The organism is Rhodoferax lacus, assembly GCF_003415675.1.
In the GTDB taxonomy this organism is placed as follows: Bacteria; Pseudomonadota; Gammaproteobacteria; order Burkholderiales; family Burkholderiaceae_C; genus Allorhodoferax; species Allorhodoferax lacus.
In genome coordinates this window covers 586,847-612,895 of the sequence record NZ_QFZK01000001.1, presented here as the reverse complement: position 1 = coordinate 612,895, position 26,049 = coordinate 586,847, and the positions used below count along the sequence as shown (strand labels likewise).

23 protein-coding genes are annotated in these 26,049 nt (G+C 55.1%); all 23 read right to left on the bottom strand.

All coding sequences use genetic code 11. The annotated features are described in order from the left end of the window. Positions 1–19: 19 nt before the first annotated feature. The 23 genes from DIC66_RS02765 to DIC66_RS02655 all read right to left on the bottom strand — a co-directional run bounded on the left by DIC66_RS02765 (position 20) and on the right by DIC66_RS02655 (position 25,909). Positions 20–1,462 (bottom strand): mannose-1-phosphate guanylyltransferase/mannose-6-phosphate isomerase, encoded by a 1,443-nt coding sequence (locus DIC66_RS02765; RefSeq protein WP_117173771.1) that lies wholly within the window; start codon positions 1,460–1,462, stop codon positions 20–22. Between the two features lie 39 nt (positions 1,463–1,501). After that, positions 1,502–2,593 carry a nucleotidyltransferase family protein gene (locus DIC66_RS02760; RefSeq protein WP_199534657.1) on the bottom strand — a complete coding sequence of 364 codons (1,092 nt, stop codon included), beginning with the start codon at positions 2,591–2,593 and terminating at the stop codon, positions 1,502–1,504. Positions 2,594–2,722: 129 nt separating this feature from the next. Then, positions 2,723–3,631, bottom strand: a complete 909-nt coding sequence (locus DIC66_RS02755; RefSeq protein WP_158558824.1) for an SDR family oxidoreductase — start codon at positions 3,629–3,631, stop codon at positions 2,723–2,725. A 17-nt stretch (positions 3,632–3,648) separates the two neighbouring features. Further along, positions 3,649–4,884: a glycosyltransferase family 4 protein gene (locus DIC66_RS02750; RefSeq protein WP_117173765.1), complete on the bottom strand. Its 1,236-nt coding sequence runs from the start codon at positions 4,882–4,884 to the stop codon at positions 3,649–3,651. After that, positions 4,881–6,104, bottom strand: a complete 1,224-nt coding sequence (locus tag DIC66_RS02745) for a glycosyltransferase family 4 protein (RefSeq protein WP_117173763.1) — start codon at positions 6,102–6,104, stop codon at positions 4,881–4,883. The genes DIC66_RS02750 and DIC66_RS02745 overlap by 4 nt, the downstream gene beginning before the upstream one ends. A gap of 1 nt (position 6,105) precedes the next feature. Then, positions 6,106–7,335, bottom strand: a complete 1,230-nt coding sequence (locus tag DIC66_RS02740) for a glycosyltransferase (protein ID WP_117173761.1) — start codon at positions 7,333–7,335, stop codon at positions 6,106–6,108. A gap of 13 nt (positions 7,336–7,348) precedes the next feature. After that, positions 7,349–8,875 (bottom strand): class I SAM-dependent methyltransferase, encoded by a 1,527-nt coding sequence (locus DIC66_RS02735; protein ID WP_117173759.1) that lies wholly within the window; start codon positions 8,873–8,875, stop codon positions 7,349–7,351. A 1-nt stretch (position 8,876) separates the two neighbouring features. Continuing rightward, on the bottom strand, positions 8,877–10,274 hold the full coding sequence (locus DIC66_RS02730) for a hypothetical protein (RefSeq protein WP_117173757.1): 1,398 nt from the start codon (positions 10,272–10,274) through the stop codon (positions 8,877–8,879). Beyond that, positions 10,271–12,217: an asparagine synthase (glutamine-hydrolyzing) gene (gene asnB / locus DIC66_RS02725; protein WP_233505754.1), complete on the bottom strand. Its 1,947-nt coding sequence runs from the start codon at positions 12,215–12,217 to the stop codon at positions 10,271–10,273. The genes DIC66_RS02730 and asnB overlap by 4 nt, the downstream gene beginning before the upstream one ends. Then, positions 12,214–13,713 (bottom strand): hypothetical protein, encoded by a 1,500-nt coding sequence (locus DIC66_RS02720; RefSeq protein WP_147321223.1) that lies wholly within the window; start codon positions 13,711–13,713, stop codon positions 12,214–12,216. The genes asnB and DIC66_RS02720 overlap by 4 nt, the downstream gene beginning before the upstream one ends. Beyond that, complete coding sequence (locus DIC66_RS02715; protein WP_117173753.1) at positions 13,697–14,335, bottom strand: SGNH/GDSL hydrolase family protein; 639 nt, start codon at positions 14,333–14,335, stop codon at positions 13,697–13,699. Before DIC66_RS02715 ends, DIC66_RS02720 begins: the two co-directional genes overlap by 17 nt. Positions 14,336–14,349: 14 nt before the next feature. Further along, on the bottom strand, positions 14,350–15,267 hold the full coding sequence (locus DIC66_RS02710) for an LbetaH domain-containing protein (protein WP_117173751.1): 918 nt from the start codon (positions 15,265–15,267) through the stop codon (positions 14,350–14,352). After that, positions 15,264–15,995, bottom strand: a complete 732-nt coding sequence (locus DIC66_RS02705) for an ABC transporter ATP-binding protein (protein WP_117173749.1) — start codon at positions 15,993–15,995, stop codon at positions 15,264–15,266. Before DIC66_RS02705 ends, DIC66_RS02710 begins: the two co-directional genes overlap by 4 nt. Positions 15,996–16,007: 12 nt before the next feature. Beyond that, on the bottom strand, positions 16,008–16,784 hold the full coding sequence (locus DIC66_RS02700) for an ABC transporter permease (RefSeq protein ID WP_117173747.1): 777 nt from the start codon (positions 16,782–16,784) through the stop codon (positions 16,008–16,010). Continuing rightward, entirely contained in the window at positions 16,781–17,770 is a 990-nt protein-coding gene (locus DIC66_RS02695; protein WP_117173745.1) for an NAD-dependent epimerase/dehydratase family protein, read from the bottom strand. The genes DIC66_RS02700 and DIC66_RS02695 overlap by 4 nt, the downstream gene beginning before the upstream one ends. Positions 17,771–17,772: 2 nt before the next feature. Then, positions 17,773–18,831, bottom strand: coding sequence for an NAD-dependent epimerase/dehydratase family protein (locus tag DIC66_RS02690; RefSeq protein WP_117173743.1), 1,059 nt, complete (start codon positions 18,829–18,831; stop codon positions 17,773–17,775). Between the two features lie 16 nt (positions 18,832–18,847). Further along, positions 18,848–19,780, bottom strand: a complete 933-nt coding sequence (locus DIC66_RS02685; protein ID WP_117173741.1) for an NAD-dependent epimerase/dehydratase family protein — start codon at positions 19,778–19,780, stop codon at positions 18,848–18,850. Positions 19,781–19,794: 14 nt separating this feature from the next. Next, complete coding sequence (locus DIC66_RS02680) at positions 19,795–20,730, bottom strand: NAD-dependent epimerase/dehydratase family protein (RefSeq protein ID WP_117174148.1); 936 nt, start codon at positions 20,728–20,730, stop codon at positions 19,795–19,797. 44 nt (positions 20,731–20,774) lie between these two features. After that, the gene (gene wecB / locus DIC66_RS02675; protein WP_117173739.1) at positions 20,775–21,854 is read right to left on the bottom strand and encodes a non-hydrolyzing UDP-N-acetylglucosamine 2-epimerase; all 1,080 of its coding nucleotides are present in this window, start codon (positions 21,852–21,854) and stop codon (positions 20,775–20,777) included. Then, positions 21,851–22,948 carry a DegT/DnrJ/EryC1/StrS family aminotransferase gene (locus DIC66_RS02670; RefSeq protein WP_117174146.1) on the bottom strand — a complete coding sequence of 366 codons (1,098 nt, stop codon included), beginning with the start codon at positions 22,946–22,948 and terminating at the stop codon, positions 21,851–21,853. Before DIC66_RS02670 ends, wecB begins: the two co-directional genes overlap by 4 nt. Positions 22,949–22,956: 8 nt before the next feature. Then, positions 22,957–23,517: an acyltransferase gene (locus tag DIC66_RS02665; RefSeq protein ID WP_117173737.1), complete on the bottom strand. Its 561-nt coding sequence runs from the start codon at positions 23,515–23,517 to the stop codon at positions 22,957–22,959. 2 nt (positions 23,518–23,519) lie between these two features. Beyond that, positions 23,520–24,581 carry a Gfo/Idh/MocA family protein gene (locus DIC66_RS02660; RefSeq protein WP_117173735.1) on the bottom strand — a complete coding sequence of 354 codons (1,062 nt, stop codon included), beginning with the start codon at positions 24,579–24,581 and terminating at the stop codon, positions 23,520–23,522. Positions 24,582–24,583: 2 nt separating this feature from the next. Continuing rightward, positions 24,584–25,909 carry a nucleotide sugar dehydrogenase gene (locus DIC66_RS02655; protein WP_117173733.1) on the bottom strand — a complete coding sequence of 442 codons (1,326 nt, stop codon included), beginning with the start codon at positions 25,907–25,909 and terminating at the stop codon, positions 24,584–24,586. Positions 25,910–26,049: the final 140 nt, after the last annotated feature.

Sequence of the window (26,049 nt, the reverse complement as noted above, 5' to 3'; positions counted from 1 at the left end):
ATTACAAGCGCAGTGGATACTACCGCCCGTACACGTCCTCAAAGCGCACGATGTCGTCCTCACCCAGGTAGCTGCCGGACTGCACTTCAATCATCTCCAGGTCCACGCGGCCGGGGTTTTCCAGGCGGTGGGTGGTGCCCAGGGGGATGTAGGTGGACTCGTTTTCGGACATCAGGATGGTGGTGTCACCCTTGGTGACCTTGGCGGTGCCGCTGACCACAATCCAGTGCTCGGCGCGGTGGTGGTGCATCTGCAGCGACAGGGCGGCACCGGGCTTGACCACAATGCGTTTGACCTGGAAGCGTGCGCCGTTGTCCACACTGTCGTACCAGCCCCAGGGGCGGAACACTTTGCGGTGGATCTGGCCTTCGGAGCGGCCGGCCGCCTTCAGGCTGTCCACAATCTTCTTCACGTCCTGGGTCTTGTCCTTGTGCGCCACCAGAATGGCGTCGGCGGTTTCCACAATTACCAGGTCGTTCACGCCGACACAGGCAATCAGGCGACCTTCGGACAAGGCCAGGGTGTTGGTGCTGTCGTGCAGCAGCACATCGCCCTGTGCCACGTTGCCGTTGGCATCCTTGGGCAAGGCCTTCCACAGCGCTTCCCAGGCGCCCACGTCGGACCAACCAGCGCTAAGGGGGATCACCACGCCAGCGGGCAGGGCAGCGGCTGCGTCGGGCTTGGCAATGCGCTCCATCACGGCGTAGTCGATGGAATCGGACGGGCAGGCGGCAAAGGCTTCCTTGCCTACACGCACAAACTCGCCGTCGTTTTTACCTTCGGCCCAGGCCTTGTCGCAGGCTTCCAGGATGTCGGGGCGGCAGACCTTCAGGGCAGCCAGCCAGACCGAGGCGCGCACCATGAACAGGCCGCTGTTCCAGAGGTAGTTGCCCTCGGCAAGGTAACCCTCGGCCGTGGCCAGGTCGGGCTTTTCCACAAAGCGCGCAATGCGCTTGGCGCCGTCACCCTCGAAGGCCGCACCGGCCTGGATGTAGCCATAGCCGGTTTCGGGTGCATCGGGGGTGATGCCAAAGGTCACCACAGCACCACCGGCTGCCAGTGCGGCACCCTGGCGCACCACGGCCTGGAAGGCGGCCTTGTCGATGATCACATGGTCAGCAGGCATGACCAACAGCACCGGGTCAGCACCGTTGGCGCTGGCAGCCTGGGCAGCAATGGTCAGGGCGGGCGCGGTGTTGCGGCCCTTGGGCTCCAGCACCACGGTGCCGGGCTTGCCCATCACACGCAGTTGCTCGGCAATCACAAAGCGGTATTCCTCGTTGCACACCACCATTGGGGCGGCCAGCTCCACGCCGGCAATGCCCTCCACGCGGCGCACCGTGGCCTGAAGCAGCGAGTCTTCGCCAATCAGCGGCAACAGTTGCTTGGGGTATTTTTCACGGGAAAGGGGCCACAGGCGCGTGCCGGAGCCGCCAGACAAAATGACAGGTTGGATGATCATGGATGAATGGAAGGATTGAAAGGAATCAGTTTCGAGGGCTTAGCCGCGTGCATCGCCCCAGCGCAGGTGGGTGCTGTCATCGCCACGGTACAGCGTGTCACCATGGCGGTCCACGCAGTAGTGGCGCGACACAATCATCTCGTTGAAATGCATGTCCGCCGCAATGCGGGTGTAGTCAAACAGCACGCTGCGGGTCACGCGTGCGCCCGAGCGGATGATGCTGCCATGCCCAATCCAGGCTGGGCCAATGATGCTGGCGCCGGGCTCGATCTTCACGCTGGAGCCGATGTACACCGGCCCCTCAATCTTCACCTGGTCCCAGGGGATGCTGGCGTTCAGGCCCACCCACACATTGGGGCGCACCTCTTTGCCGGGCATATGCATGTCGGCAATTTCGCCCTTGAGCACGCGCTGCAGCACCGACCAATAGTCGCTGACCTTGCCGATGTCAATCCAGTGGAAAGGGCGGTTTTGCACGTAGAAGGGCTGGCCCGTGGCCACCAGCTGCGGGAACAGGTCCGCACCAATGTCATAGACCTTGCCGGAGGGCACCAGGTTCAGGGCTTCGGGTTCGAACAGGTAGATGCCGGTGCTGGCCAGCGTGGACTTGGCGTCCCGCGGCTGCGGCTTTTCCTGGAAAGACTGGATGCGGCCATCCGCATCCGACACCACGATGCCGTAGGACGACACCTCTTCACGCGGCACGTCCATGGCCACCACGCTGGCAATGGCACCCTTTGCACGGTGTTCTTCCAGAGCGGCGGTGATGTCCAGGTCAATGAGGGCATCGCCGCAGAGCACCAGCGTGGTCTCGTCAAAAAAGCCGCTGAAGTCCTGAATCTTGCGCATGCCACCGGCCGAGCCCATGGGCTTGGGCAGGATGTCGCCGTGTTCCTTCACTCCCTCGTAGGAGTAGCCAATCTCCACGCCCCAGCGGCTGCCGTCGCCAAAGTACTCTTCAATGCGCTGGTGGTAGTAGGCCACGTTGATCATGATCTCTTTGATGCCGTGCCGAGCCAGATGCTCGATCAGGTATTCCATCACCGGCTTGCCCAGGATGGGCACCATCGGTTTGGGTAGGTCTTTGGTCAGAGGGCGAACGCGTGTGCCCTGACCAGCCGCGAGAATCATTCCTTTTGCCATTGCTGTGTATTCCTGTGGAGCTGTGTGACTGCTGTCACTTTACACCAGTGGAGTGACGGGATTTTGAAAATTCAGTGGATGAATTTATCTTTGAAGGGGCAGCAGGAACAGTAACATTTAGTGGAAGTTCAGCTTGGAGTCGTCGTATTGCTGCGGTGATACTCCCGCAAAAGCTCTTGGACTGTATCCAAAATCGTCAAATGCGGGCTTATTGTCGGCGATTAAATCCTGAAACATTCGGCACACCATTTCCATGCGAACAAACGATGCAGGCGGGTAATATTGTGCAAGTTTTATTAGTAATGAATATAATAAAAGCGGCGTGGGGATCAAAATGGGCATTTTGCCTTGATCCCGAAATACTTTGCGAACCAAGTTTGGGAAACTCAGAACCTGTCCGCCACCTAAATTGTATGCTTTGTTTTCCGTGATTTTGTTTTGCAAAACCAGAATGCAAGCCATTGCAAGGTCTTCTACATGAACCGGTTGTCTCAATCCGCTTGCACCAATTGGCATGGGGAATATTCCAAATCTTTGCACCATATTGTCAACGAAAGAAACATTCTGATCAGCATTTGCGCCATAAATCATGGTTGGCCTTAGTAAGGTCCATGCAATAGACGATGCTTCGCATTGCATTGAGAAAAAATTCTCTGCGGCTTCTTGCTGTGATACAAAATCTCGTTCAATGATTGATGTCGACCCCACCTTTGAAAACCTGCCTGTTGAACCGAATGCAATGATTCTTTTTGCACCTAAAGTCTTTGCCATTTTCAAAACACTACCAATAGAGGGAAGTGGCGCCAAAGAGATCACCGTGTCAACCGAAATCAAGTTCGGTTCAAAGCGTCCAATGGATTGGTCAAAAACATATGTAATGCCAAAATCACCTGTCTTTGATTTCCTCCCAATGCAATACGTCACGTAACCAGCAGTGAGCAATTTGGGAAGCAACGCTTCACCAATTTGACTGGATGCACCAACAATTGCCACTGTGTTGCAAGTATTTTGAATCATCATTTGCATTTTGAAAAAACTTTGATTCATTTGTCAGCAAAGACGACATTCAACAATACTGATTCCATTTGCTGACGCAACTTTGCAGCAGAAAACCGACTTTGCACATAGGCCAAGCCGCCAGAACCCATAGATGCGATTCTGTCGGGATCAGCCAACAATTCAACGATCAAGTTGCAAAGTTGCTCCTCGTTATCAGGATCGAATGCTTCGCCGGCCCCAGAAGCTTCAATAATGCGTTCCGCCTCACCCCGAATGCCGCAAAGTACGGCTTTGCCACAAGCCATATAGTCAATTAGTTTTGTCGGTATCGCACCGTCAAATAACGGAATGTCCCGTAATGTAACAAGGCACAGATCGGCTGCGTTGATATACATACGGGCTTCATCCTTGGGAACAGGCGGAAGAATGAGTACATTTTCGAGACCAAGTGCGGATACATGTCTTTGTGTTTCAGTTCGCTTCATTCCGTCGCCGATCAGGACAAAGATGATATCTTTGCGCGCTTGCAAGCGGCTTGCCGCCCTGAGTGTGACAGGAAGGTTATTGGCTTCTCCCAAGGCACCAAAATACAGGACGATCTGCACGTCCAGCCAACCGTACTTTTTTCGAATGAACGCGGCGCCTGCGACGTCCGGGTACAACTTGTTAATATCCACACCACAAGTTACCAACTCCACTTTTTCCTTTGGCCAGCCCCTGGTGCAAATGTCTTTCTGTATTCCTTCTGTCAAAACTACAATTTTTGCGGAATGGTTGTAGAGCACACGCTCCATCCAAGCCATGATTCCTATTAGTTGTTTATTTTTTAATATGCCCATCTGTACAGCCGATGCGGGCCACAGATCGCGCACTTCGATAATAAATGGAATGCGACGTAACTTGCAGATTAACCATGCAGGAAACATCGGGAATATGGGTGGCGACGATGCTAATACCACATCCGGCCTGGCAACAGACAATAACCCGAACGGACACGACAGGGAAAAGGAGATAAAGCTCAGCAGTCTGCCCAAATAACTCCGATGCAATTCTGAATAGGTATAGGTGCGCACCACGTTCACTTTGCCATCGCGTTCATGCCTAACCAGTCGTCGATACCAGGGCAGGGTGGGCATCTTTCGCTGCATATAGCCGGTTTCGCCGGACACCACAGTCACAGTATGGCCGCGCTCAGCGAGATACTGTGTCAATTCATAAACCAGTGAATGCCCGGGAGCGCCGTGTCCTTGGTAGTACTGATACACAACAACGATTTTCATCGCAACGCCTCGTAAAGTTCCACTAATTTTTTTTCTTCTTGTTCCCAGCAAATGCGCTGGCGTACAACTGACATCCGGGCTTTCCAGCTACCAAACCGTTGTTTGTCCGAGAAAACATCATCCATCAACACCGCCAGCGCTTGGGCGGAACTGGTATTTCCCACCAGTCCTATCTGTTGCCCTTCAACCAATCTTCGAATCTCTGGTAAATCCGTTGCCAGAATTGGAAGGCCAGCCGCAATGAACTCAAAAAGTTTGTTCGGCGTGCAATAGTGGTTATTCAGACAAGTTGCCTGATAGGGAATCACCCCTACATTCGCAGCGGCAGTCAGTGCCAGTAATTCATTTTGCGGTACGGCGGCATGAAAATAGATGCGTCCTTTGATGCCCGCTTGCTGCGCCAACTTCTGAAGGCTGTTCAGTAAAAGCCCATCGCCCAGCACAACAAGCACCACTGCAGAATTTTTCACGTAGCGCATGGCCTCGACCAGTACTTCCAAGTTGCGCCCAGCAGATATGCCCCCCTGCAGTAAAACGATTTCTTTGTCAGCAGACAATCCAAAGACTTCGTGGAAGCGGCGAGACACCGCCGGGGCCGTGTGAGTGCGCTCCGCGTTGTATATCACCTTCACACCTTCAATTCCGTAGCGCTTTTCCAGTTCGGATGCAATTGAGGGATTGACCGTAATTACCAGGTCACAAGTACCAATGTACTTGGCCTCAATCTCGGCCCATCCGCGTTTCTCGCGATCAGAAAACTCCTGCTCACTGTAGAGCTCATGGCTGTCGTACACCAGTTTGGCGCCACAGGCCTTTGCCAATTGGCTTGCCACCGGCAACATGGGCAGGTCGTTGGCCACAAAAACACGTGGCTTGTACTGCGCAGCCGTGCTGTAAAACAGCCTGGAATAAAACGACTCCTGGTCCACCAGATACCGCCAGGTCAGCCGTTTCATCCAGCGCATCAGGCGGCCATTCATGGGCAGGTGGCCACGCATCCAGCGGTATGCGTCCAGAACACGGTTTTCCCGACTGGCGGGACCGGCCTGCGAACCAATGCGCACCACGCGCCTGTCATCGGCTGCCTGCGCGTCCAGCGGCATGGCGATGATGGTCACGTCCCAGCCGGCCGCCTCCAGGCTGTCAGCGCTCAACAAAATTCTGCGGTCGATTTGACGGTCTGGCGTCAACATCACGGCGAGGGGTTTCGGGCTTTTCATCTCAGGGTGTTGCCTTGCGTTGACCACAGCGCTGTACCGCCCGATACCAAGGCTCCATGCGCGCAAGTGCCGTCGTGGCCGAGAAACGGGTCAGAAAATCCGAACGCAAGTCAGGCGGCGCATAGCGTGCAGCGTGCGTCACCATGCCGCGCATGGCCGCAGCCAAAGCCTCCACGTTGCCCACGGGCACGAGCAAGCCGTTTCCCGCATGCACGATGTCCTCGGGCCCGCCGCAGCGGGTGGCAATGAGCGGCTTGCCAAACGCCAGTGCCTCGATATAAGCAATGCCAAAGGTCTCGCCCTGGCTGGGTAGCACAAAGGCGTCGCAGGCCTGGTAATGTGCACGCATGTGCTCGCGTGCTACCGAGCCCAACCAGCATACCCGCGCGGACAGGCCCAGATCGGTAGCGAGTTGTTGCAGACCTGGTCGCTCCATGCTGTCGCCGACCAAGTGGAGGTGGATATTGGCATCGGTTTGGGCCAGCGCCCTCAATAGAACATCGGTTCCCTTGCGTTGGGAGGGGCCTCCCACGCTCAGGAATACAAATTCCTCTGGCGTCCTTGGTATGGTGTCCAGGCCCGATCCGAAATGGTCGGGAAGGAAATTGGGCAGTACCGACACGGTCTTCGCCAGGCCCATGTCGATGATGCGGTCGGCCAGGGCGTTGCTGACGGCGCTGCATAGCGCCGCACCGGCATAGGTGTCAGCCACCAAAGGCATGACCTGCCCACTGGGCAGGCACAGCGTTGCCGGAGGAAAAGGCCCCAGATGCTCAGTCAGGCCCACTGGAATGCCATGTTCCCGCCCCAGGGCCACCGCGGCGGCACCACCCGGATAGACGGCCTGGGCATGGATCAGATCGGGTTTGCCAAAGCGCTGGATAAAGTCTTCAAGAGCCGGTTGGGCCTGCGAGGCCAAGGCCTGCGCGTTGGCAGTCCATTTGCTGAGCGGTCCAAAGCGGGGAAGGTAGGGTTTCCACACGTGGAATGTGTGCAGGCCCGAAGGCGCGTGGGCATGCTGCATGCGGGGCGTGCACAGGGCTTGCCTTGCAAACCGGGGAAGCTGCCATGGACGCCAGGGCATGCGGGAGCGGGCCAGGTCAAAGAGGCAGAGCGCGACCGTCCAGTCAGGCCGCAGCGCGGCGATGGCATGGGCTTGCTCCACAAAGAAGCTGCCGCTCAGGGGATGGTCTGCGGTCGGGCACCAGGACGGGAGTATGAAAATTCGCATGGAATGCCCGGACTTATGCCTGCGCGCGGGGTGGCAAATCGGCAATGCGCCAAAGCCCCAGTGACTTGTCGCCGGCCATGCCGCCCGCCTCCGTGCACTTTTCTGAAATCAGCACGGTAGGCTGGGGCAGGTTGAAAGGGGGCAAGGTGAGGTTCAGTGCCCGCCAGCCTGCGGCATCCAAATCGGTGTTGGGCGTGCTGCGGGTAAAGGTGGTCGTCAACAGCCATTGGCATTTGCTTTGCCGGATGGTCTCAAGGGCCGCCAGGGCATCCTCGTAAGGCAGATGCACCAGGCAGTCGCGGCAAAACACGAGGTCTGCCGCGGGTAGTGGCCCGGAAATCAGGTTGACGCACTGGAACGACCGCATCGGCCCGCCAAAGCGCAGTTGGTTGCTGCGGACCATGGCGTCCACCACGTCTGCCCCGGTGTAATGGATGTGGGCAAGGTCCACTTCGCGCATCCAGTGAAAGTCACCGCAGGGAATGTCGACCATGCTGTTGATGCCCAGCTTATGCAGGAGCAGTGGCAGCTTGTGTCGAATGACACGGGTCTGGAACCGGGTAGAGCCCGCACCCGACAGTGACTCGGTGCCCACAAAGCCGTTGTCCTGGTAAATGGCAGAGAAGTCCAGGCGCGCACCGCCCCCCGAGGCCTTGCCCGGCCGGGATGCCCGCAACAGACGTTTCAGGCCAATTGGCAGGCGGCGCAGGAACATGCGAAGCACAGGCGTGGCAAAGGACTGGACTGCGCGCCGGGTGCTTGTGCCGTGGCCCAGCAGCCTGCGTGCGGCAGACCCGGCGTCCCAGGCGGCCAGGGGCAGGCCTTGGGCCAGCCGTTCTGCGGCTGCCTGTCCCAGGATCGAGAAAACATCCGCGTCGAAGTTCCCGGACCGAACAAGGTGCACCATGTCAGGAAGCTGCGCCGCAAACAGCCGGCGCAAACTCTGCCTTTCCGCGCGGCTGAACTGGGGCCGCTTGGCGCTCAGCAGCGATGCCGTCATTCCCACCAGAGCCGTGTGTCGGCTCAGTGCCAGCAACCAGCCCTGCAAGGCCGCTTGGCCCACCGGTTCAGTGGGAAAACCCAGCGCCAGCATGGCTGTCCGTGGAACCAGCAGGCTGCTGCAGTCCACACGCAGGCCGCAGAATATCTTGCGGAACATGGCGGTGGGATCAACCGATGGCAGCAACACGGGGACGCCATCGGCGTCTTTACCATCTTCCAAGATGTAGTTGCAAAATACTGCCGCGTCCTGCAGTTCAAACTGGGCCATAAAGGCTACTTGCTGCGCAGTCTTGTCGGGCGTGTAGTGGGCACCTGGAAGCAGCAGGCTTATGTAAGCGCCCTTGCTGGCCGCCAACCCGGTGTTCAGGGCCTGTCCATATCCGAATCCTGCGGATACCGGTACTGGGATTACTTCCAAATGGGGCCATCTTTGCGCCTGCGCCAGGGCTAGGCGCTGTGCACTCTCCTGCGCATCCTTGGTGATGGGCACCAGAATTGAAACCAGTGGCTGGAAGTTTGCGGGCGCCAGGGGTTGCACGCTACCACCTGCCTGTCAGAAGGCGCACACATTTGCGGGCGACGGCGTACACCAGCGCATTGCTTTGCAAGTACGCCTTGCACTTACGCCCCAACGGTGAATACAAGACGGATTCATAGCGCCGCATCACTGCACGGTGCAATGCGCCCCAGTTGATTCGAAATATCACAACGGGGTCTGGTATATGGTCGAAGTGACGCAAGGGCTCGGTGGTGGGCGTCTGCAGACGCTGTCCTGGCAACTGAGTCGCCGCTGAGTTGGCATTTTCGCGCCAGCCAACAAGGCCCCACAAGGCAACGCGGCCAAGTACGCCGGGATGCATGCGCACGATTAGATCATCAACACACTTTACATAGGCAGAGAAGCTGTACTTGCCAGAAAGCACGACATCGCGCCATGTGCGCTCAACCATTGCGTCAATACCGGCTAAGTCATCAGCCGCTGCCAGCACTTCGTCAATGTTGCTAAAGTCTTTTTTGAGAGAAATATAGTGCGTCCACGGCGTGAGCACACCGGAATATTCGCCTTCAAAAAGTAGAAGACCGGTACGCAAAGCGATGGCCTCGAACAAGCGCGGCGATATCTGGTTGGCGGCAATTTTCTCAATGCCTGATAGGAATTTCTCTTCAACTTCTTCGAAACTGGCCTGAGGGTGTAGCTTTCGCCAGGCATCCACTCGCTCCCAAAGACCGCCCTCGAAATCGAATATATCGGTGCCGCTCTCTGTACCCAGCATCAGACGCGAATTGCTGATCAGGTCATACCATGCCTCATCATAAAGACGGTCTTCTTCGGCGGTAAAAATGTTGTTCGGGATATGGCGCGCCTCGCATATCTTGCGCATGCGCTCGCCAATGACAAACTTTTCACGTGTCAGACGACCATATTGGTAGGGAATTGGCCTCCCCCGGTAGCCGATCCACCAACGTCGCTCTGCCATGGGTAGCGTAACTATGCCGCTGAAGGCGTTCTGCTCCGGCAAATAGCCCGTCAAAGCCCGTAAAAAAATCAAATCTCGGAAAAAATCTGCTGGTAATGCGGCACGCCAGACTTCTGGGTCAACCACCGTGACGATAGCGCGAATGCCCATCGACACCACATGCTGACGATGCCAGCGAATTGTGTCCTGTTCGTCCTGAAAGATCGCGATTTTTGGGCCGCTGTATGCGGCTACGCATGCAATCATCTTTGTTGTGAACGAACTGCGCCGTGCCCAAAAGCAGTAGTTGAAGATAATGGCGTCAAAAGCGCGAAGATCGAATTCAAGCGGTCCTGAGTCGGTGTCAAAGTAGTGGATTTGGTTTGCGGAGTGTTGCCCGAAGGCGTTTACGTAATCGCGAACTGCGTTCGTAAAGGAGGGAATCCTTGAATACAAAAACAGAATATTTTTGCGTGTCACGGTTGGTCCACAAACTGTTGGTGCCACAATTCGAGACTCAGCAAAGCCCAGAGGTTACGCCCATAAGCACTTTGCGAATCCAGAACCGCATCGATGGAAAGGCCATTACCCAAATAGGGCCGTGTTCGCGCGCATTGTGAACCCAAAATGTCACCAATCAAGTCCCTGGCCGGGCCGCCGCGTTTTAGCCAGAGGTTCAAAGGCACCGGAAAGCCCATTTTGTCTTTGCGGTCTCGGATAGCTGAGGGCAGATGATTGCTGAACACTGCTTTAAGTAAGCGCTTTAGCTCTCCACTACGAAACTTGATGTCAGCGGGAATGGTGGCGGCAAACTCTACAAGGGGATGGTCCAGGAACGGCACGCGGGCTTCCACGCCGTGCGCCATGCTCATGCGATCCTCGACCTGCAACAGCGCTGGCAATAGCGTCTTGAAGTCGAAATGCGTCATTGAGTCGAAGTAAGACTCTTTGCCCACGTTACTTCCCCAAAAAATGCTTTTGAACTCATCAAAGGTGGCGCGCTGGTCAATGGCATCTGGCGCCAGGATGCTGCCAAAGGTGTTGGCTCGGTTCACCAGACGCCAATAGCGCTCGTCACGTTCACCAAATAGACCGCTCGACCAGAACTCGCGCAGCATGGGCTTGTACTGGCGCAGCGTCTCCAAGTTTGGAATGATAGACTCGTACGACACCACGTAGTTGCCATTGTTCAGAGAGCCGTCAATGGCGCCCTTGATGCACTGCTCAAAATATGCTACCAAGTAGCGGGCGTAGCCACCAAATATCTCATCGCCCCCTTGCCCGCCAAGTACCACCTTGATGTGTTGGCCTACTTGCTTTGAAACCATGTACTGCGGAAAGGACCCGGGGCCCGCTGTTGGTTGATCCAGATGCCAGATAACCTTTGCAATGTTGTCCACAAAATCTTGCTCACCGATATTCGCCACATGCAATTGCATGTTCTGCTCGTCCGCGAGGGCTTTAGCGTAGCGTGATTCATCAAAATCAAGGCCGTCCATAAACCGGCCGTTGAATGCCTTGAATGGACCATCTGGGCGCACGCCGCGTGCAAGAGAAGCCAACAAGCTGGAGTCGACCCCGCCACTTACATAACTCCCCACCTCCACATCGGCCCGCATGTGCATTCGCACGGAATCTTCCAACAATTCGCGTAAACGTTCGGTAAACCATTGCTCGGTATGGTCGAAATCGACCTCGTAATGCACTTCCCAGTAACGCTGCAACTGGGGCTCTTGACCTGGCGTGACGTAGCCAAAATGCGCGGTTGGCATTTGCCACACACCGCCTATCAGGGTCTTTTCGCCCAGACAAAACTGAAAGGTAAAGTAGTCAGAGAGTGCCGCGCTATTGACCGAACGCTGGTCTAAAAACGGCAGCAAGGCCTTGACCTCGGAAGCAAAATAAAAGCCTTGGGAAGTCTTTGCCCAGTAAAGCGGCTTGATGCCAAACCGATCGCGGGCCAGAAATAGGCGTTGCTCAACAGCATCCCAGATGGCGATGGCAAACATCCCCCGAAATTTGTTGACGCAGTCCGCCCCCCAACGCTGGAAGGCCTGCAGCACCACTTCCGTGTCAGAGCGGGTCTGGAACAGTCCCTCCCCTAATTCCTTGCGAAGCTCGAGATAGTTATAAATTTCACCGTTGTAGACAATAGAGTAGCGACCACTGTCGGCTTGCATGGGCTGAGCCCCCGTCTCGATATCGATGATTGCAAGACGTAAATGGCCCATGCCCACTTGTCCATTTTCTGAAATCCATTGGCCACTGCCGTCCGGCCCCCGGTGGCGGATGCGCTCCATACCAGTCTGCAGTTGCTCCGCGGTGCGACCCGGTTCCCGTGCACGATCTGCAAGTAGGCCAAAAATTCCACACATAATTACTTCTCCATTTGCGTTCAGATACCGCTTGTCGCGGAAGTTCATCGCTTTATTAGCAACAACAACGGCTCTATCTTGAGGCGCAGGCTATAGGGCATACGGCGCCACCAACTCAATAGCAATCGCCGGATCGGTGGGCGGGCTTGATCGATTGACTCGAATACATGGACATGGGACCGAACGGGTTTTGGGCTGACGTTGACAACCTTATGCGAGTCGGCAAGCAGGTCTATGTCTCTCGCGCAATACTGCACAAATGCCCGCGAGACAAAGAACTCATCATTGCTGCTGTGGCGAAAATAAAGTGCCCCGTGCAAACGCCCAACCTCTGGTCTATAGTCGGTATAAACCGTCTGAAACTGCTCGACAATGGCTTCTATGTCGATCCGGCGCGGCAAATGCTTTTTGAGTGCCATCACTTCGGCAACACCCGTTTCAAATTCCTCCACGAATCGCTTGTTCGAGTACTGGGGATTGAGCGCCACTTCCTGGTAGGCACAGTCGCTGATCTCCTGTAGCCGCGCGGAGTTGCGAATGATGGTGCATATTTCATTGAAGTTTGAGAAGTCTTTCTTCAATGACAGGTAGTGCCTGCCAGGCTCCAGAATCCCGGAGTATTCGCCCTCATATAAGATCATGCAGGTTCGCATGGCCGCAGCCTCGAAACAGCGCGGTGAAATTTGAGCGGTATTGAATCGATTGTCGATCCCTGGAAACGCTGCTGCCTCCACCTCGGCGAAGCTAGCCATGGGATGTTGGCGGATATAAGCTTCCGTGCGCCGCTGGAATCCTCCAGTAAAGTCGAGCAGGCTGGCCGCACTCTCCACGCCGAGGGTGCATTTTGCATTGCCAAGGTGCTGAAGCCATGAGTCCCCATAAAGGCGGCTGCCTTCCTCACTCGCGAGGTCAATCACAAGTTCGGTGCCACGCGCCAGACGGGCAAATTCCTGGGCGATCTGGTACTTCTCCAGGGTCGCCGAGCCGATCCAGTAGGGTACCTGACGGCCTCGATAGAACACGTCCGTGGTGCGCTCGGCGGTGGGCTTGACCCGGTGTTGCAGCAGTGCCTCTGGCACATAACCGGTCAACGTCGGACGCAGTGCAAGCCAAGGCAATATATGGTCCGGATAGGTGTATTTCCAGAGAGATTGCGGCACGCAAGTGAACAGCAGGTCAGTCCCTAAGCGGTCCATCTCAATCTGGAACCGGTTAATTTCACGGTATTCGTCTTGGATGTATTGGACTTTCAGTCCTTTGTAATTGGCAATGCGGTCCTTGGCAGATTCAGACAAATAACTCGTACCAATCACGACAATCGAGTAGTGAATCACGAGTACGTCGAATGCCTCAAGATTGAAGTCGGCAGGCAAATCGCCGACGCTTGAGAGCATAAAGATGTTGTGCTGCGAATGCTTTTGGAATGAATTGATATGGTCCGCCAGTGCATTCGCATTGCTACCAGGCAGGTGGTAGTCGCAAATGATCAGGACGTTGAGGTTGCTAAGCATGTTCACATCAATGCGATCAGACTGATTTGCCAATACGGGCTTCTAGTTGACTGCCAACGAAGTCCGCATACACGGCGTGTCCTGACTCGCTCAAATGGATGCCGTCGGGAAGCACTAATTTCTGAAGTGAGGCCGGCACGTTCAAATTGCGGCTCAGCCAGTGGGCCTCGTTGTCCATGAGTACTGCGTCCTGCGCCACCGCGACCTCACGAATGGCTGCGTTGAAGCTGGCATTACTGTTCTGGTAGCTGATGGTGACGCCGGGCACATTATCGTAGGGCACAACACGTGGCGTTGGGTGGTTGGTGGCCAAGAATACCTGGCTTGCACCCGCCAGTTTGGCACGCACAATGATTTCTGTCAGGTTGGCTTCAAAGCTTGGCAGACTGACACGGGTGGTGCCGTTATCGCTCACCCAATGGTTGCAGTCGTTCATGCCGAACTGGATATACACAACATCCGGGCGGTGGGCTTGCACCTGATACGGCATGTCTTCAAGTGCCTGGCGCGTAGTTCGTCCGTTCACCGAAGGGTTTTGCACAACCAGGCCCGGGTGCAACTCTTCCAAGCGAGTGGCGACTTGATTGACCCATATGCGGTGTGGCGAAACGAATTGGCCAAAGCAGATGGAATCACCAAAGAAGTAGAACCGCATGTCTAAACACCTATCTATTTTTTTGTCAGGCGACCGGTGCGCAGTTGCGACCAGAAGCGTAAGAAGAGTGAATGCTCAATAGCCAGATTCCCTGTGACGCGCTGCCTCGGCGCCACATTGGTTCCAACAACGGCACCCATTGATACGTAAGCATCATTGCCAATGGTGACTTCATGTCCAATAGAACAATTGGGGTCAATTCGCACATCGTTACCGACCGTAACAGCTCCAGCTAGCATCGCTGCAGCTGCTAATAGGCAACGGTCACCGATTACTACACCGTGCGCAATGTGCACAAAATTGTCGAGTTTGGTGCCCTGCCCTAGACGTGTGTCGCCGCCAAACAGGCCTGCGTCAATTGCGCATAGCGCTTGAACTTCACAATCCGGGCCTATGGTGACACCACCCGCATGAGGTATAGGAATCAGGCTATTGCCCATGTGCTTATATTCGAAGCCTTCGCTTCCGATAACCGAGCCATCGCGAATGATCGTGTGATCACCAATTGTGCTTCTCGCATGAACAATCACATTTGGGCCTATCACAGCATGGCAACCAATACGAACGCTGTGGTCAGCGATTACTGCTCTGGGGTGGATGCGTGCAGTCGGATCGATTTGGTTGGGTTCTGGTTGGCGATAAAACACGCCTCGATCGACAAGACTTTGATGGATTGCAAAAAATGCCTGCATCGGTTTCTCATGCACCATCACGCCCATGAAGTTAGGCAATTCGGCGGCGATGTCTTCTGTCGTGATAACCCCACCCACACCATTGCGGCCAAGCAGACGAGGAAGAAACTTACGGTCTCCGAGGAACAGCAGTTCCGACTCTGATCGGGGCGTATGCCCGAGGTAAGCGAGTCCGCTGAAACTTTGATCGCGCACCAGGCGGAGGCCGTCGCAGTGCGGCAGCAGAGCGGATAGTTTCATTTTTCCACCTTCATGGTCTCTGTGATGCGTCCGTGTTCAAGAACGATGATCTGGTCGCACTGGGACTTCAAAAGGTCGAGAGATTGCGATGCAAGGACCAGAATGGCAGCAAGATCAACCACTGAGGCGAGGCGATCCTGCGCCGTTTTTTGAAAAACTTCGTCGCCGACAGACAGCCACTCATCGAGCAGAACGATATCGGAACGAAATGCTGTTGCGGTTGAAAATGCCAGACGTGCCCACATGCCACTTGAATATGTACGGATCGGCATGTAGATGAACTCCCCCAGACCCGAGAAATCAATGATGGCTTCCACTTCACGGTCAATTTCTGAACGGGAGTGACCCATCATCAGGCCGCGGATATAGATGTTGTCGTAGCCTGAAAGGTCACCATCAACCCCCGCCGCAATGTCAACAAAGGATCCGACGGATCCACTGATCTCAAGCGTGCCCGAAGTTGGTGAGTAGATACCAGCCAATACTTTCAGCAATGTCGTTTTGCCCGAGCCGTTATGCCCAAAAATACCGATGCGCGAACCACTTTCAATTGTGAAGGATAGGTCGTGCAAGGCCTCAATATAGGTGGTACCTAAGCGTTTCTTTGAATCCGGAACAAATATCGATCCGCCGGTAGCGGCAAGTTTGATGCTGCCTTTCAGCGTGCGATGCCTGGCATCGAAAACGGGGTAACGCACAGTAAGGTTGTCAGCTTTTATGTGAGCCATGGATGTGCAACCTTAAGCCCAGTAAGGCAGTTGTTTCTTGTACCGTGCGAATGCCAAGCCGCCCACCACAGTGGCAACAATAATCTCGCCAACCAACAGCAGATATTGTTGCGGTTCAAGCAGGCTACCGAGTAACGGACCGCGGATGGCATCGAGCACAAGCAACAGTGGATTCCAGTCAGCGATCCATTGGTGTTCTGCAGACAATGCCTCACGTTTCCACATGATGGGAGTGACGAAGAACATCAGCTGCAATATGTTGCTCACCACTTGGGGAAGATCGCGAAAACGTGCGCAGGCGATAGCGAGTGCCATTACTGCAGGAGTGGTCAGCATCAGTCCGAGCAATACACCGATGAAGGCCATAAGAATGTCAAATGGAGAAACGGCGATGCCCATGACCAGAAAGATGAGGACCAGTACAACGCAGTTAATGGCCAGAATGATGAGGTTGCGCACAACAATGCGTGCCGTATGAATCTGTAGTGGAACGTTGCTCTGACGGATCAATGATTCAGCCGTGATGAAAGCGTTGGCGCCCTCATTTACAAGTGCCGCGATGTAATTCCATAGGATGTAGCCAGCCGCGAAGTAGGGCAAATAGGATTTGAGATCGGTCTTGAAAATATTCGACCATATGTATCCCAGCGCTCCCATGGTGATCGAAAGGGTAATCAGATTCCACCATACCCCTAGGGCAGAGCGCCGGTAGCGCTGGCGGATGTCAATGCGCGAGAGTGTGAAAACCAATTCACGCCATCTGTACAGTTCAACAAACCAACCGGTCATGCGATACCCTCATGACGGCTGGCTGACCGCCGCCAGGCGATCAAATCATTTATTCCGTTTCTTAAAGGAACGGTTGCAGTAAAGCCAATGTCTTTTTGTGCCAGCGCCGTGGCACCTACGCGATTGCGCACAAACGGGCGTTCGCCAGACTCGAAGCGTGCAGACGCCCTGTTGGGATGCAAAACGCTTAACAGAGTCACTAGCTCCGCGATAGATGTTTTGATACCAGTTCCCACGTTGTAGTACTGATTGGTGGAAGCTGACTGCATGGCCAGCACATTGGCTCTGGCGCAATCCCGCACATCAATGAAGTCGTAGGCCTGCGATCCATCGCCATGGATGACTGGTTGCTCTCCGGCATCCAGGGCGTTGAGCATGCGCACGATCACTCCCACATACGCGCCCTTGTCATCTTGCCGCGCGCCATACACATTCATATAGCGCAGGCCAACATATTCAAACCCGCTTCCCTTTTGCCTCTCGCGGTTGTAGAGCGCACGCAGCATCATTTCACCGCAGACCTTGCTGGCCCCATAGAACTCCTGGCAGTTGAAGGGATGGTCCTCTTCCATGGGCTCTGTAACGGCATCTCCATAAACTGAAGCAGAGGATGAAAAAACCAGGCGTTTGACACCGCTGGCAATTACCGCTTCGATGACGTTCATGGTGCCCGCCACATTCACTTCAAAGGCAGAACGCGGGTATTCGTGGCACTGTAAAAGCCACAGTGCCGCCAAGTGGAATACGCCATCCATACCTGCCATGGCACGATGAAGGGTGTCGCGGTGAAGGATGTCGCCGCCATCGGCAAACACTTCTGTACGCGGGTCGTGCAGCGCCTGCTCCAGGTTGGCACGCGTGCCGCGCGAAAAGTTGTCGTAGACGCGAACATGCGCAGCCCCTGCGGCCAGGAGTGCATCGACCAGATGCGAGCCTATGAACCCTGCCCCCCCGATGACCAAAAAGCGGTTGCCCTGAATTTGCATTTTCAAGCCCCGGCCTGGGCCATCAGCTTGCCGTGTCTTGCGATGTTGCGCAGAATCAAGTCGTGGTTGGCCTTGGTCCATTCAACCGTGCGCCGCACACCCTCGCGCACATCAACCTGTGCCAAAAAGCCCAGCTCGCGTGCCGCCTTGTCGGTGGAGGCAAAACGTTTGCCGGAGCGGTCCCAATCGCGCGCTGGGCGCAGGTCAAGAGGGGTTTTATTTCCCGTGTATTCGTTGATCAGGGTGGCCAGTTCAAGAATGCTGGTCTCTTTGCCGGTGGCCAGGTTGTAGACCTCGCCCACAGCCCCCTGCAGAGCGCAGGCCATCAAACCGCGTGCCATGTCCTCGACAAAAATAAAGTCCCGGCTGGCATTGCCCCCATTGTCCAGCGGCAGGGCTTCTGCGTTCAGTGAGCGCCACACAAAAGTGGGTGTGACGTTACGCCAGACGGTGTGCACCGTACCGCGCCACTGGCCGGCTCCCAGGACTTCGCGTGGGCCGTAGACATTGGAAAACCGGGCTTTTACAAATGGCAGCTTGTGTTGCTGAAAGTAGTAGTTGCCGTACAGCTCGCCAATGATTTTGGAGATGGAGTAGGGGCTGTCGTGGTACAGCGTAACCGGCTGCTCTTCTGTGGTGGCGGTAGGCGCGTCATAGGTTTTTTCGGCCACCGCGCAGGCAGCTGCGGCGTACACCACCTTCTTCAGGCCTTTGATGTCTTTGAGGCGGTCAAAAAGCTTGAGCGAGGTCAGCGTGTTGTTGTCATGGTCGGCCAACGGGTTGGCAATCGACGATTGGTTGCCGTGGTAGCAGGCAAGGTGGAAAGCGTAGTCCAGGTCATCTGGCAAATCTGCCAGAATTTTGTCATCGGTGATGGAGCCGAACACAAAACGTACCCGCGGGTCTGCCGGGATATTGGCAACGTCCGACGACAGCAGGTTGTCCACCACCACAATCTCACGCGGGGACTGCTCCAGAATCTGGTGCACCAGATTGCTGCCAACAAAGCCCGCACCGCCAACCACCAGGACCTTGGCACCCAAAAAATTCAATATAGTCATACGCTTTATGCCCCGGTTATTGCACGGATGGCGATTTCAGATGCGAGAACACATCGGACACGCCATGCTGGTCGTACCAGGCTAGCTGGCGGCGAATGGTCTCACCAAAACCGATGCTGGCTTTCCAGCCAAAGGCCCTGCTGGTCTCGGTCGCGTCCAGCGACACCACCGGCACGTCATCGGCAGCGGGCGGGACCACGGGTACCTCTTTTGTACCCAGGCCCAGGTAGTCGGTCACGATGTCAAAAATTTCCTTGATGGAATGCGCTTCACCGCTGGCGAGGTTGTAGGTGCCAGTGGGCGCGCTGGGCTGGATGGTCAGGTCCATGAAGTTCAGAAAATCCGACATATCCAGAAAATCGCGCGAGGTATCCGAGCAGAAACAGTTCTGCCCGGCTTTCAGGCGCTTGTAAAACGTGGGGATGGGGCCAATGGCCAGACGCGGCCCCGTTACGTTGGCAATGCGCAGCGAGAGCGTGGGTACACCTGACAACAGCATGAACTGCTCGCCGGCCGTTTTGGTGATGCCATAGCTGGTGAACGGGGCGGTCGGGTGGCTGGCAAAAATCGGCAGCTGCTGCGGCCGCCCGTAGCACAGTGCCGTCTGGAAGTTGACCAGTCGCCCGACGCCATGGGCCTTGGCTGCACGCGCGACATAGGTGCTGCCCATGACGTTGGTGCGCGAGTCTTCAATCCAGTCGTCGGGGTCTTTGTAGGCGGCGGCGGCGTGAACCACTACATCGGGTTTGAACGTGCCAAAGCAGTCGTTGACTAGCGCCTCATCGGCAATGCTGCCTTCCCTGACGGTCAGGCCTTCCACTTCCGGCACCACTTCGCGCTTGCCGGTGGCAAAGTTGTCAATGACCAGAATCTGGTGTCCCTGGGGTAACCAGTGTTCAATGAGGTTAGAGCCCAGGCAGCCAGCGCCGCCCGTAATTAAAATGCGCATGGGTGGGCTCTCTCTTATTTGCGTTCTTGGCGCAGGTGGGTGTATTCACCCAATGTGCCGTGCTGCTGGTAATAGGCCATGGCGGCCGATACTGTTTCTTGCAGGGGGGTGAATTCCACTTTGCCGAAGTCTTCAAAGGTGCGTGTGGGGTCCAGCAGAATGGAGAAAACGTCGTCAGGTCCGAGCTCCTTGACTTCGGCCTTGGGCTTGCCAGGAACGTCCAGTGCGTTGACGACAGCGTCATACAGCTCCTGAATGGCAACATCCTGTCCGGAAGAGAAGTGGTAGGCGCCATGGCCTACACCATCACAGGCCTTCAGCACCACACGAGCCAGGTCTTTCACGAATACAAAATCACGGCGGGCCTGGGTCACGAAGCACTGCTTTCCGTCTTTCAGGCGCTGGTAAAAGATCGGCAGGGGGCCGGCCACGTTGCGCGGACCAACCACGTTGGCCAGACGGAAGGTTACAAAATCCACACCTGAGAGCTCCAGGTAGTACTCGTTGGTGGTCTTGGTGATGGCGTAGCTGCTGCTGCCGGGAGAGCGCGGGTGGTCCAGCCGGATGGGCTGTTGCATGGGTTTGAGGCCGTAGCACAGAGCCGTCTGGAAATACACGAAGCGCTTCACACCAAATTTCTTGGCCGCATCGACCATGTTGGAGCCGCCTACGCAATTGGTCAGCGTGTCGTTGTACCAGTCATCCGGGTCCTTGTAGGAGGCCGCTGTGTGGACGATGGCATCGGGTTTGAAGTCGCCGATGAGCTTGTCCATCAGGGGTTTGTTGGCAATGGAGTCGATCACCACGGTGAGGTTGGGGTGCTCCGCCAGGTGTTCGCGGCGACCTGTTGCGAGGTTATCCACCGCAATCACGTGGTCACCACGCTCCAGCAGCATTTCAACAACGTGCGAGCCAATTTGACCCAGACCACCGGTTACGAAGACTTTCATTGTGTATTCCTCAGCAAAATAGAAATTGAATTTGTACAAGGCACTCAGGCCAGCAGGGCAAGGATGTCATTGGCAGCATTGCCGGTGCCGTAAGGCTTTGTGGCTACGCCATTGGGCGGGTTTTGCATTATCTCGTTTGTCGCTATAAGAATGGCCTCGGTGCAGGCGCCCACCAGCTGATTCCAACCCAGATCCACGGTTTCGACCCATTCGGTCTCGTCACGCATGGTGATGCAGGGTATGCCGTAAAAGAAGGCTTCCTTCTGCACGCCACCTGAATCGGTCAGGATCACCCGCGATGCCTGCTCTAGTGCCACCATGTCCAAAAAGGGCAGCGGCTCGGTGACGGTAATCCGCGCCAGCAGCGCGGCCATACCGTAGTCGCCGATGAGCTTGCGCGTGCGTGGGTGCAGCGGTAGCACCACGGGCAGACGGGTGGCGATATCGGCCAGGGCGCTCAGGATGGCGCGCAGACGAACGGGGTCGTCGGTGTTTTCCGCACGGTGGCAGGTTGCCAGCGCGAAGGCGCCTGGCGCCAGGCCCAGGGTTTGGAGCACGTTGCTGTTTTGCCGGGCACGCTCACGGTAGAACAGGGCCACGTCGAACATCACGTCGCCGACATTGTGGACGCCCCTGCAGACCCCTTCAGCCTTCAGGTTGTGGACGGCGGTTTCCGTGGGACAAAACAGCAGCGACGAGACGCGGTCCGCCAAGATGCGGTTGATCTCTTCCGGCATACGCATGTTGAAGGAGCGCAAGCCGGCTTCCACATGTGCCACCGGTATGTGCAGTTTGGCGGCGGCCAAGGCGCCAGCCAGGGTCGAGTTGGTGTCGCCGTATATGAGCAGCCAATCGGGCTTTTCCTGCAGAAGAACTTTCTCAACGCCTTCCAGCATACGGCCGGTCATTGCACCGTGCTGGCCACCAGAAATTTCCAGGTTGTATGCGGGTTGGGGTATGTCCAATTCATCGAAGAAAACCTTGGACATGTTGTCGTCATAGTGCTGGCCAGTGTGGACCAGTACCTCTTCAATTTTTCCGGCATGGCCGGTGCGGAGGGCCCGGGACACTGCCGCGGCCTTGATGAACTGGGGGCGCGCCCCGACAACAGTGACGACTTTCAAGCGATGGCCTCCAGCACAGCCTGGACAACCCGCCGCTGGGTGGACAGGTCCAAGTATGGATGCATGGGCAAGCTGAAAACCCGCGCTGCAACCGATTCCGCATTTTTCAGGCTGCCAGATACGCGGCACAGGTCGCGATAGGCCGGTTGTTGGTGCAGAGGCACGGGATAGTGAACAGCCGTAGGAATGCCCGCTGCCTTGAGCCGTTCCAGCACTGCTTCGCGGTTTTCAGCCTGAACCGTGAATTGACCCCATACACAGGTCCTGTCTGCGCGAACAGCCAGTCGCTGCACTGCGGAAACACCGCTCAGAAGTTCCAGGTAGCGCTCGCCGGCCAGCAGGCGTTGTTCGATCTCCCAGTCGAAGCGATCGAGCTTGGCAAGGACGATGGCGCACTGCAGCGTGTCCATCCGCCCGCCCACACCAATACGGGTATGGTAGTAGCGGCGTTCCTGGCCGTGCACCCGGACTTCACGCATGGCTTTGGCCAAAATGTCATCGTTGGTAAAGATGGCGCCCCCATCACCGTAGCATCCCAAAGGCTTGCTCGGAAAAAAGCTGGTGCAGCCGATGGTTGACAGGTTGCATGTCGCTCGGCCCTTGTATGTCGCACCAAAACTTTGCGCGGCGTCTTCAATCACTGGCAAGCCATGGCGTTCGGCAATGGCATTGATTTCATCCATGTCTGCCACCTGCCCATACAGCGAAACCGGCATGATGGCGCGGGTCTTGGCGGTTATGGAGGCATCCAGCAGGTTAGGGTCGATGTTGCAGGTGTCTGCTTGTACATCGACAAAGACAGGGACCGCACCCATCAGTGCGATCACTTCTGCGGTGGCCACAAAAGTGAAGGGCGTGGTAACCACTTCGTCACCAGGCCGGATACCAAGGGCCATGAGCGCAATCAACAAAGCCTCTGTACCCGAGGACACCGTGATGCAGTGCTTTGCTGCGGTGTAGGCTTCAAGCCTCTCTTCGAGTTCCCGTACTTCCGGACCCATGATGTACTGGCCATGGTCCAAAACGCGCTGTATACGGGTATCGATGGCGTGTTTCAGATCGGCGTATTGGGCTTTGAGATCAATAAATTCAATTTTGGATGTCATAGAAGCCTGCAGTTTGCATCGTCAATTTGATAGCTTGTTCCGCATGTGCAGGACACTTCGCCTGTGCCGTGCAACTGGATGCCGCAGGAGCACATCCAGCCCCGGCGTTTGGCAGGTACTCCCACCATGAGCGCGTAGGCGGGGACATCACGGTTCACCACGGCGCCTGCGCCAATGAATGCGTGTTCACCAATCGTGCAGCCGCATACGATAGTGCAGTTGGCACCCAGTGTGGCACCACGCCCGACCTGCGTAGGCCGGTATTCGTTCTTGCGGGTGATGGAAGAACGCGGGTTGTACACATTGGTGAACACCATGCTCGGGCCGCAAAAAACATCGTCTTCCAGACGTACGGCGTCATAGACCGAGACGTTATTTTGGATCTTGACGTTGTTGCCGATGATCACATCGTTGCCGACAAAAACGTTTTGCCCAAATGAGCAGGCAGTGCCAATTCGGGCCTCGGCGCAGATATGTACCCAGTGCCAGATGCGGCAACCGTCGCCAATTTGTGCACCTGCATCAACTATTGCTGTCGGATGAATGGTAACAGCCATGCTCAGTAGTCCAGGGGCAGAGCCACGCGTTTGCCATCCCGGGCTGACAGGTAGGTCGCGATCAGGGTTTCCAGGGATTTCAATCCTTCGCGGCCATCGGTTTCTGGCGACGCTTCGCCACGCAAAACCTTGATCACGTTGTCAAAGTACAAAGGATGGCCAAAACCGTACACAGAGGTCGTTTCGTAACTGGCATGCTTGACTTTTTCATCATCTGAGTGAGGTTCGGAAAATTCCCAATGTTGGATTTCGTTTACTGCTACGCCACCTACCCGTACAGTACCTTTTTCGCCAATGATTGTGATGCTGCCTTCCAGATTTTTTGGGTAGGTCAACATCGTGACGTTCATGGAGCCCAGAGCTCCGGAGCGCCATTCAACGCTGATGACACCGGTATCTTCGACTTCAATATTGCGCGCCAGCGTTGCTGTGTAGGCCTGCAGGCTCTTGATAGGGCCAATCAGCCAATCTAACAAATCTACGTAGTGGCTGGCCTGATTCATGAAGGCCCCCCCATCAAATTCCCACGTACCACGCCAAGCAGCGCTGTCGTAGTACTCTTGTGGACGCGTCCAAAAGACATTCAGGTTGACCATGTAAATGCGCCCGAATCGGCCCTGATCAACCGAGTTCTTGAGCAATTGAAGCGTGGCGTTACGACGATTTTGCTTCACCACGAAGAGGCGCACATTCGCATCGTCACAGGCTCTAACCATGCGCAAGCCGTCATGCCAGCGCGTGGCCATGGGCTTTTCAGTCATTACATGAAGTCCGGCTGCTGCAACATCAATTGCCTGCTCTGGATGCAATCCGCTCGGAGTCGTCAGAATCACAATATCTGCGTTTGTATCAGCTAGCAAAGTGCTCAAACTTGAAAATGGCTTGGCCCCTGTCAATCTGGCAGCAGCTTCAAGTGCTTTTGGATCGACATCACACACGCTCACCAGCTCTGCACGATCGGAATGCTGCTTTAAAGCTGCAAAATGGTTTTGAGCAATACGACCGCATCCAATAAGAGCGAAGCGGATTTTTCGATCGGTAATGGGAGCTGCAAAATGGCGCATAGTCAGGCCTTCACGATATGGTTGGCAGAGTCCAAGTAGCGTCCGCGAGAGTCAATAATTAGCTTTGCACTTGCCTTGATCAACTCATAGTCAAATTTTTCATGGTCAGTGGCCAACAGTACACAGTCGTAATTGCCTATCCGATCAGCGGTGAGTGCGACGCTGGATAGTTCAAAGTGGTGCTCTCGCATTTTGGGGAATATGGGAATGTGGGGGTCGCTGTATTCGACTTTTGCACCTAGGTCACGTAGTTTTTCCATCAAAATCACAGAAGGTGATTCACGCATGTCATCGACATTCTTTTTGTAAGCGATGCCGAGCACCAAAATGCGGCTGCCATTGATTGATTTCATGACTGAATTCAGTGCAGATGCAACTTTGGTAACAACATAATCGGGCATCGAGGAATTAACCTCTCCAGCCAATTCAATAAAACGTGTGTGAACGCCATATTCCCGTGCCTTCCAAGTTAAGTAGAAGGGATCTATCGGTATGCAGTGTCCGCCTAAACCAGGGCCAGGGTAGTACGGTACAAACCCGAAAGGCTTTGTTGCAGCAGCGCGTATTACTTCGTGGATATCGATATCCATCTTGTCAGCAACGATTTTCATTTCGTTAACTAGTCCGATGTTTACGGCCCTGTGGATATTTTCAAGTAGTTTGGTCAATTCTGCGGCACGAGTAGAGCTTACTGGTACCACTTTATCTATTACTTGTCCATATAGCGCCAAGCCGACCTCAAGACATTCGGCGGTATAGCCCCCACATATTTTTGGAATTGTACGAGTTGTAAATGTAGCATTACCTGGATCCTCTCTTTCCGGGGAATAGACCAGAAAGACGTCATTGCCCACCTTCAGTCCGCAGGATTCAACTCGCGGCAATAATTCTTCGTCGGTAGTTCCAGGGTAAGTTGTGCTTTCTAGTGAAATAACTTGGCCAAGTCGAAGAAAGGGAGTGAGTGAATCTGTTGTGTTTAGAACATAACTTAGGTCTGGTTCTCGATATTTGTTCAATGGCGTTGGAACGCAGAGAATCAACGCATCCACCTCTGGAATTTTTGAAAAATTCGATGTCGGTTCAAATCCACCTTTTAATGCATTTTGAATGGATTCTGAAGGTATGTGCTCGATATAGCTTAGTCCATCTGCAAGACTCGCAACCTTATCTACATCTATGTCAAATCCTATGACTTTGTAGCCAACCTCAATGTAGCGCAATATTAATGGCAGTCCAACATACCCAAGTCCTACTATTCCAATTACTGCTGTTTTGTTTTTTAGTTTTTCTATTAGGCGGGTCTTTGTGTAATTTTCTTGTGTGGTCATGTGCTAAACGTGCCTATCTTCAGTAATTGTTGGTATTTAATTGATTATTCAACTTTTGATTTGATGTTTCCATCAGTCATTATTTTTTGAAATGGGAGTTTGCCCCGATAAGGCAAGCGAATCAAAAAAAGTAACTTCAC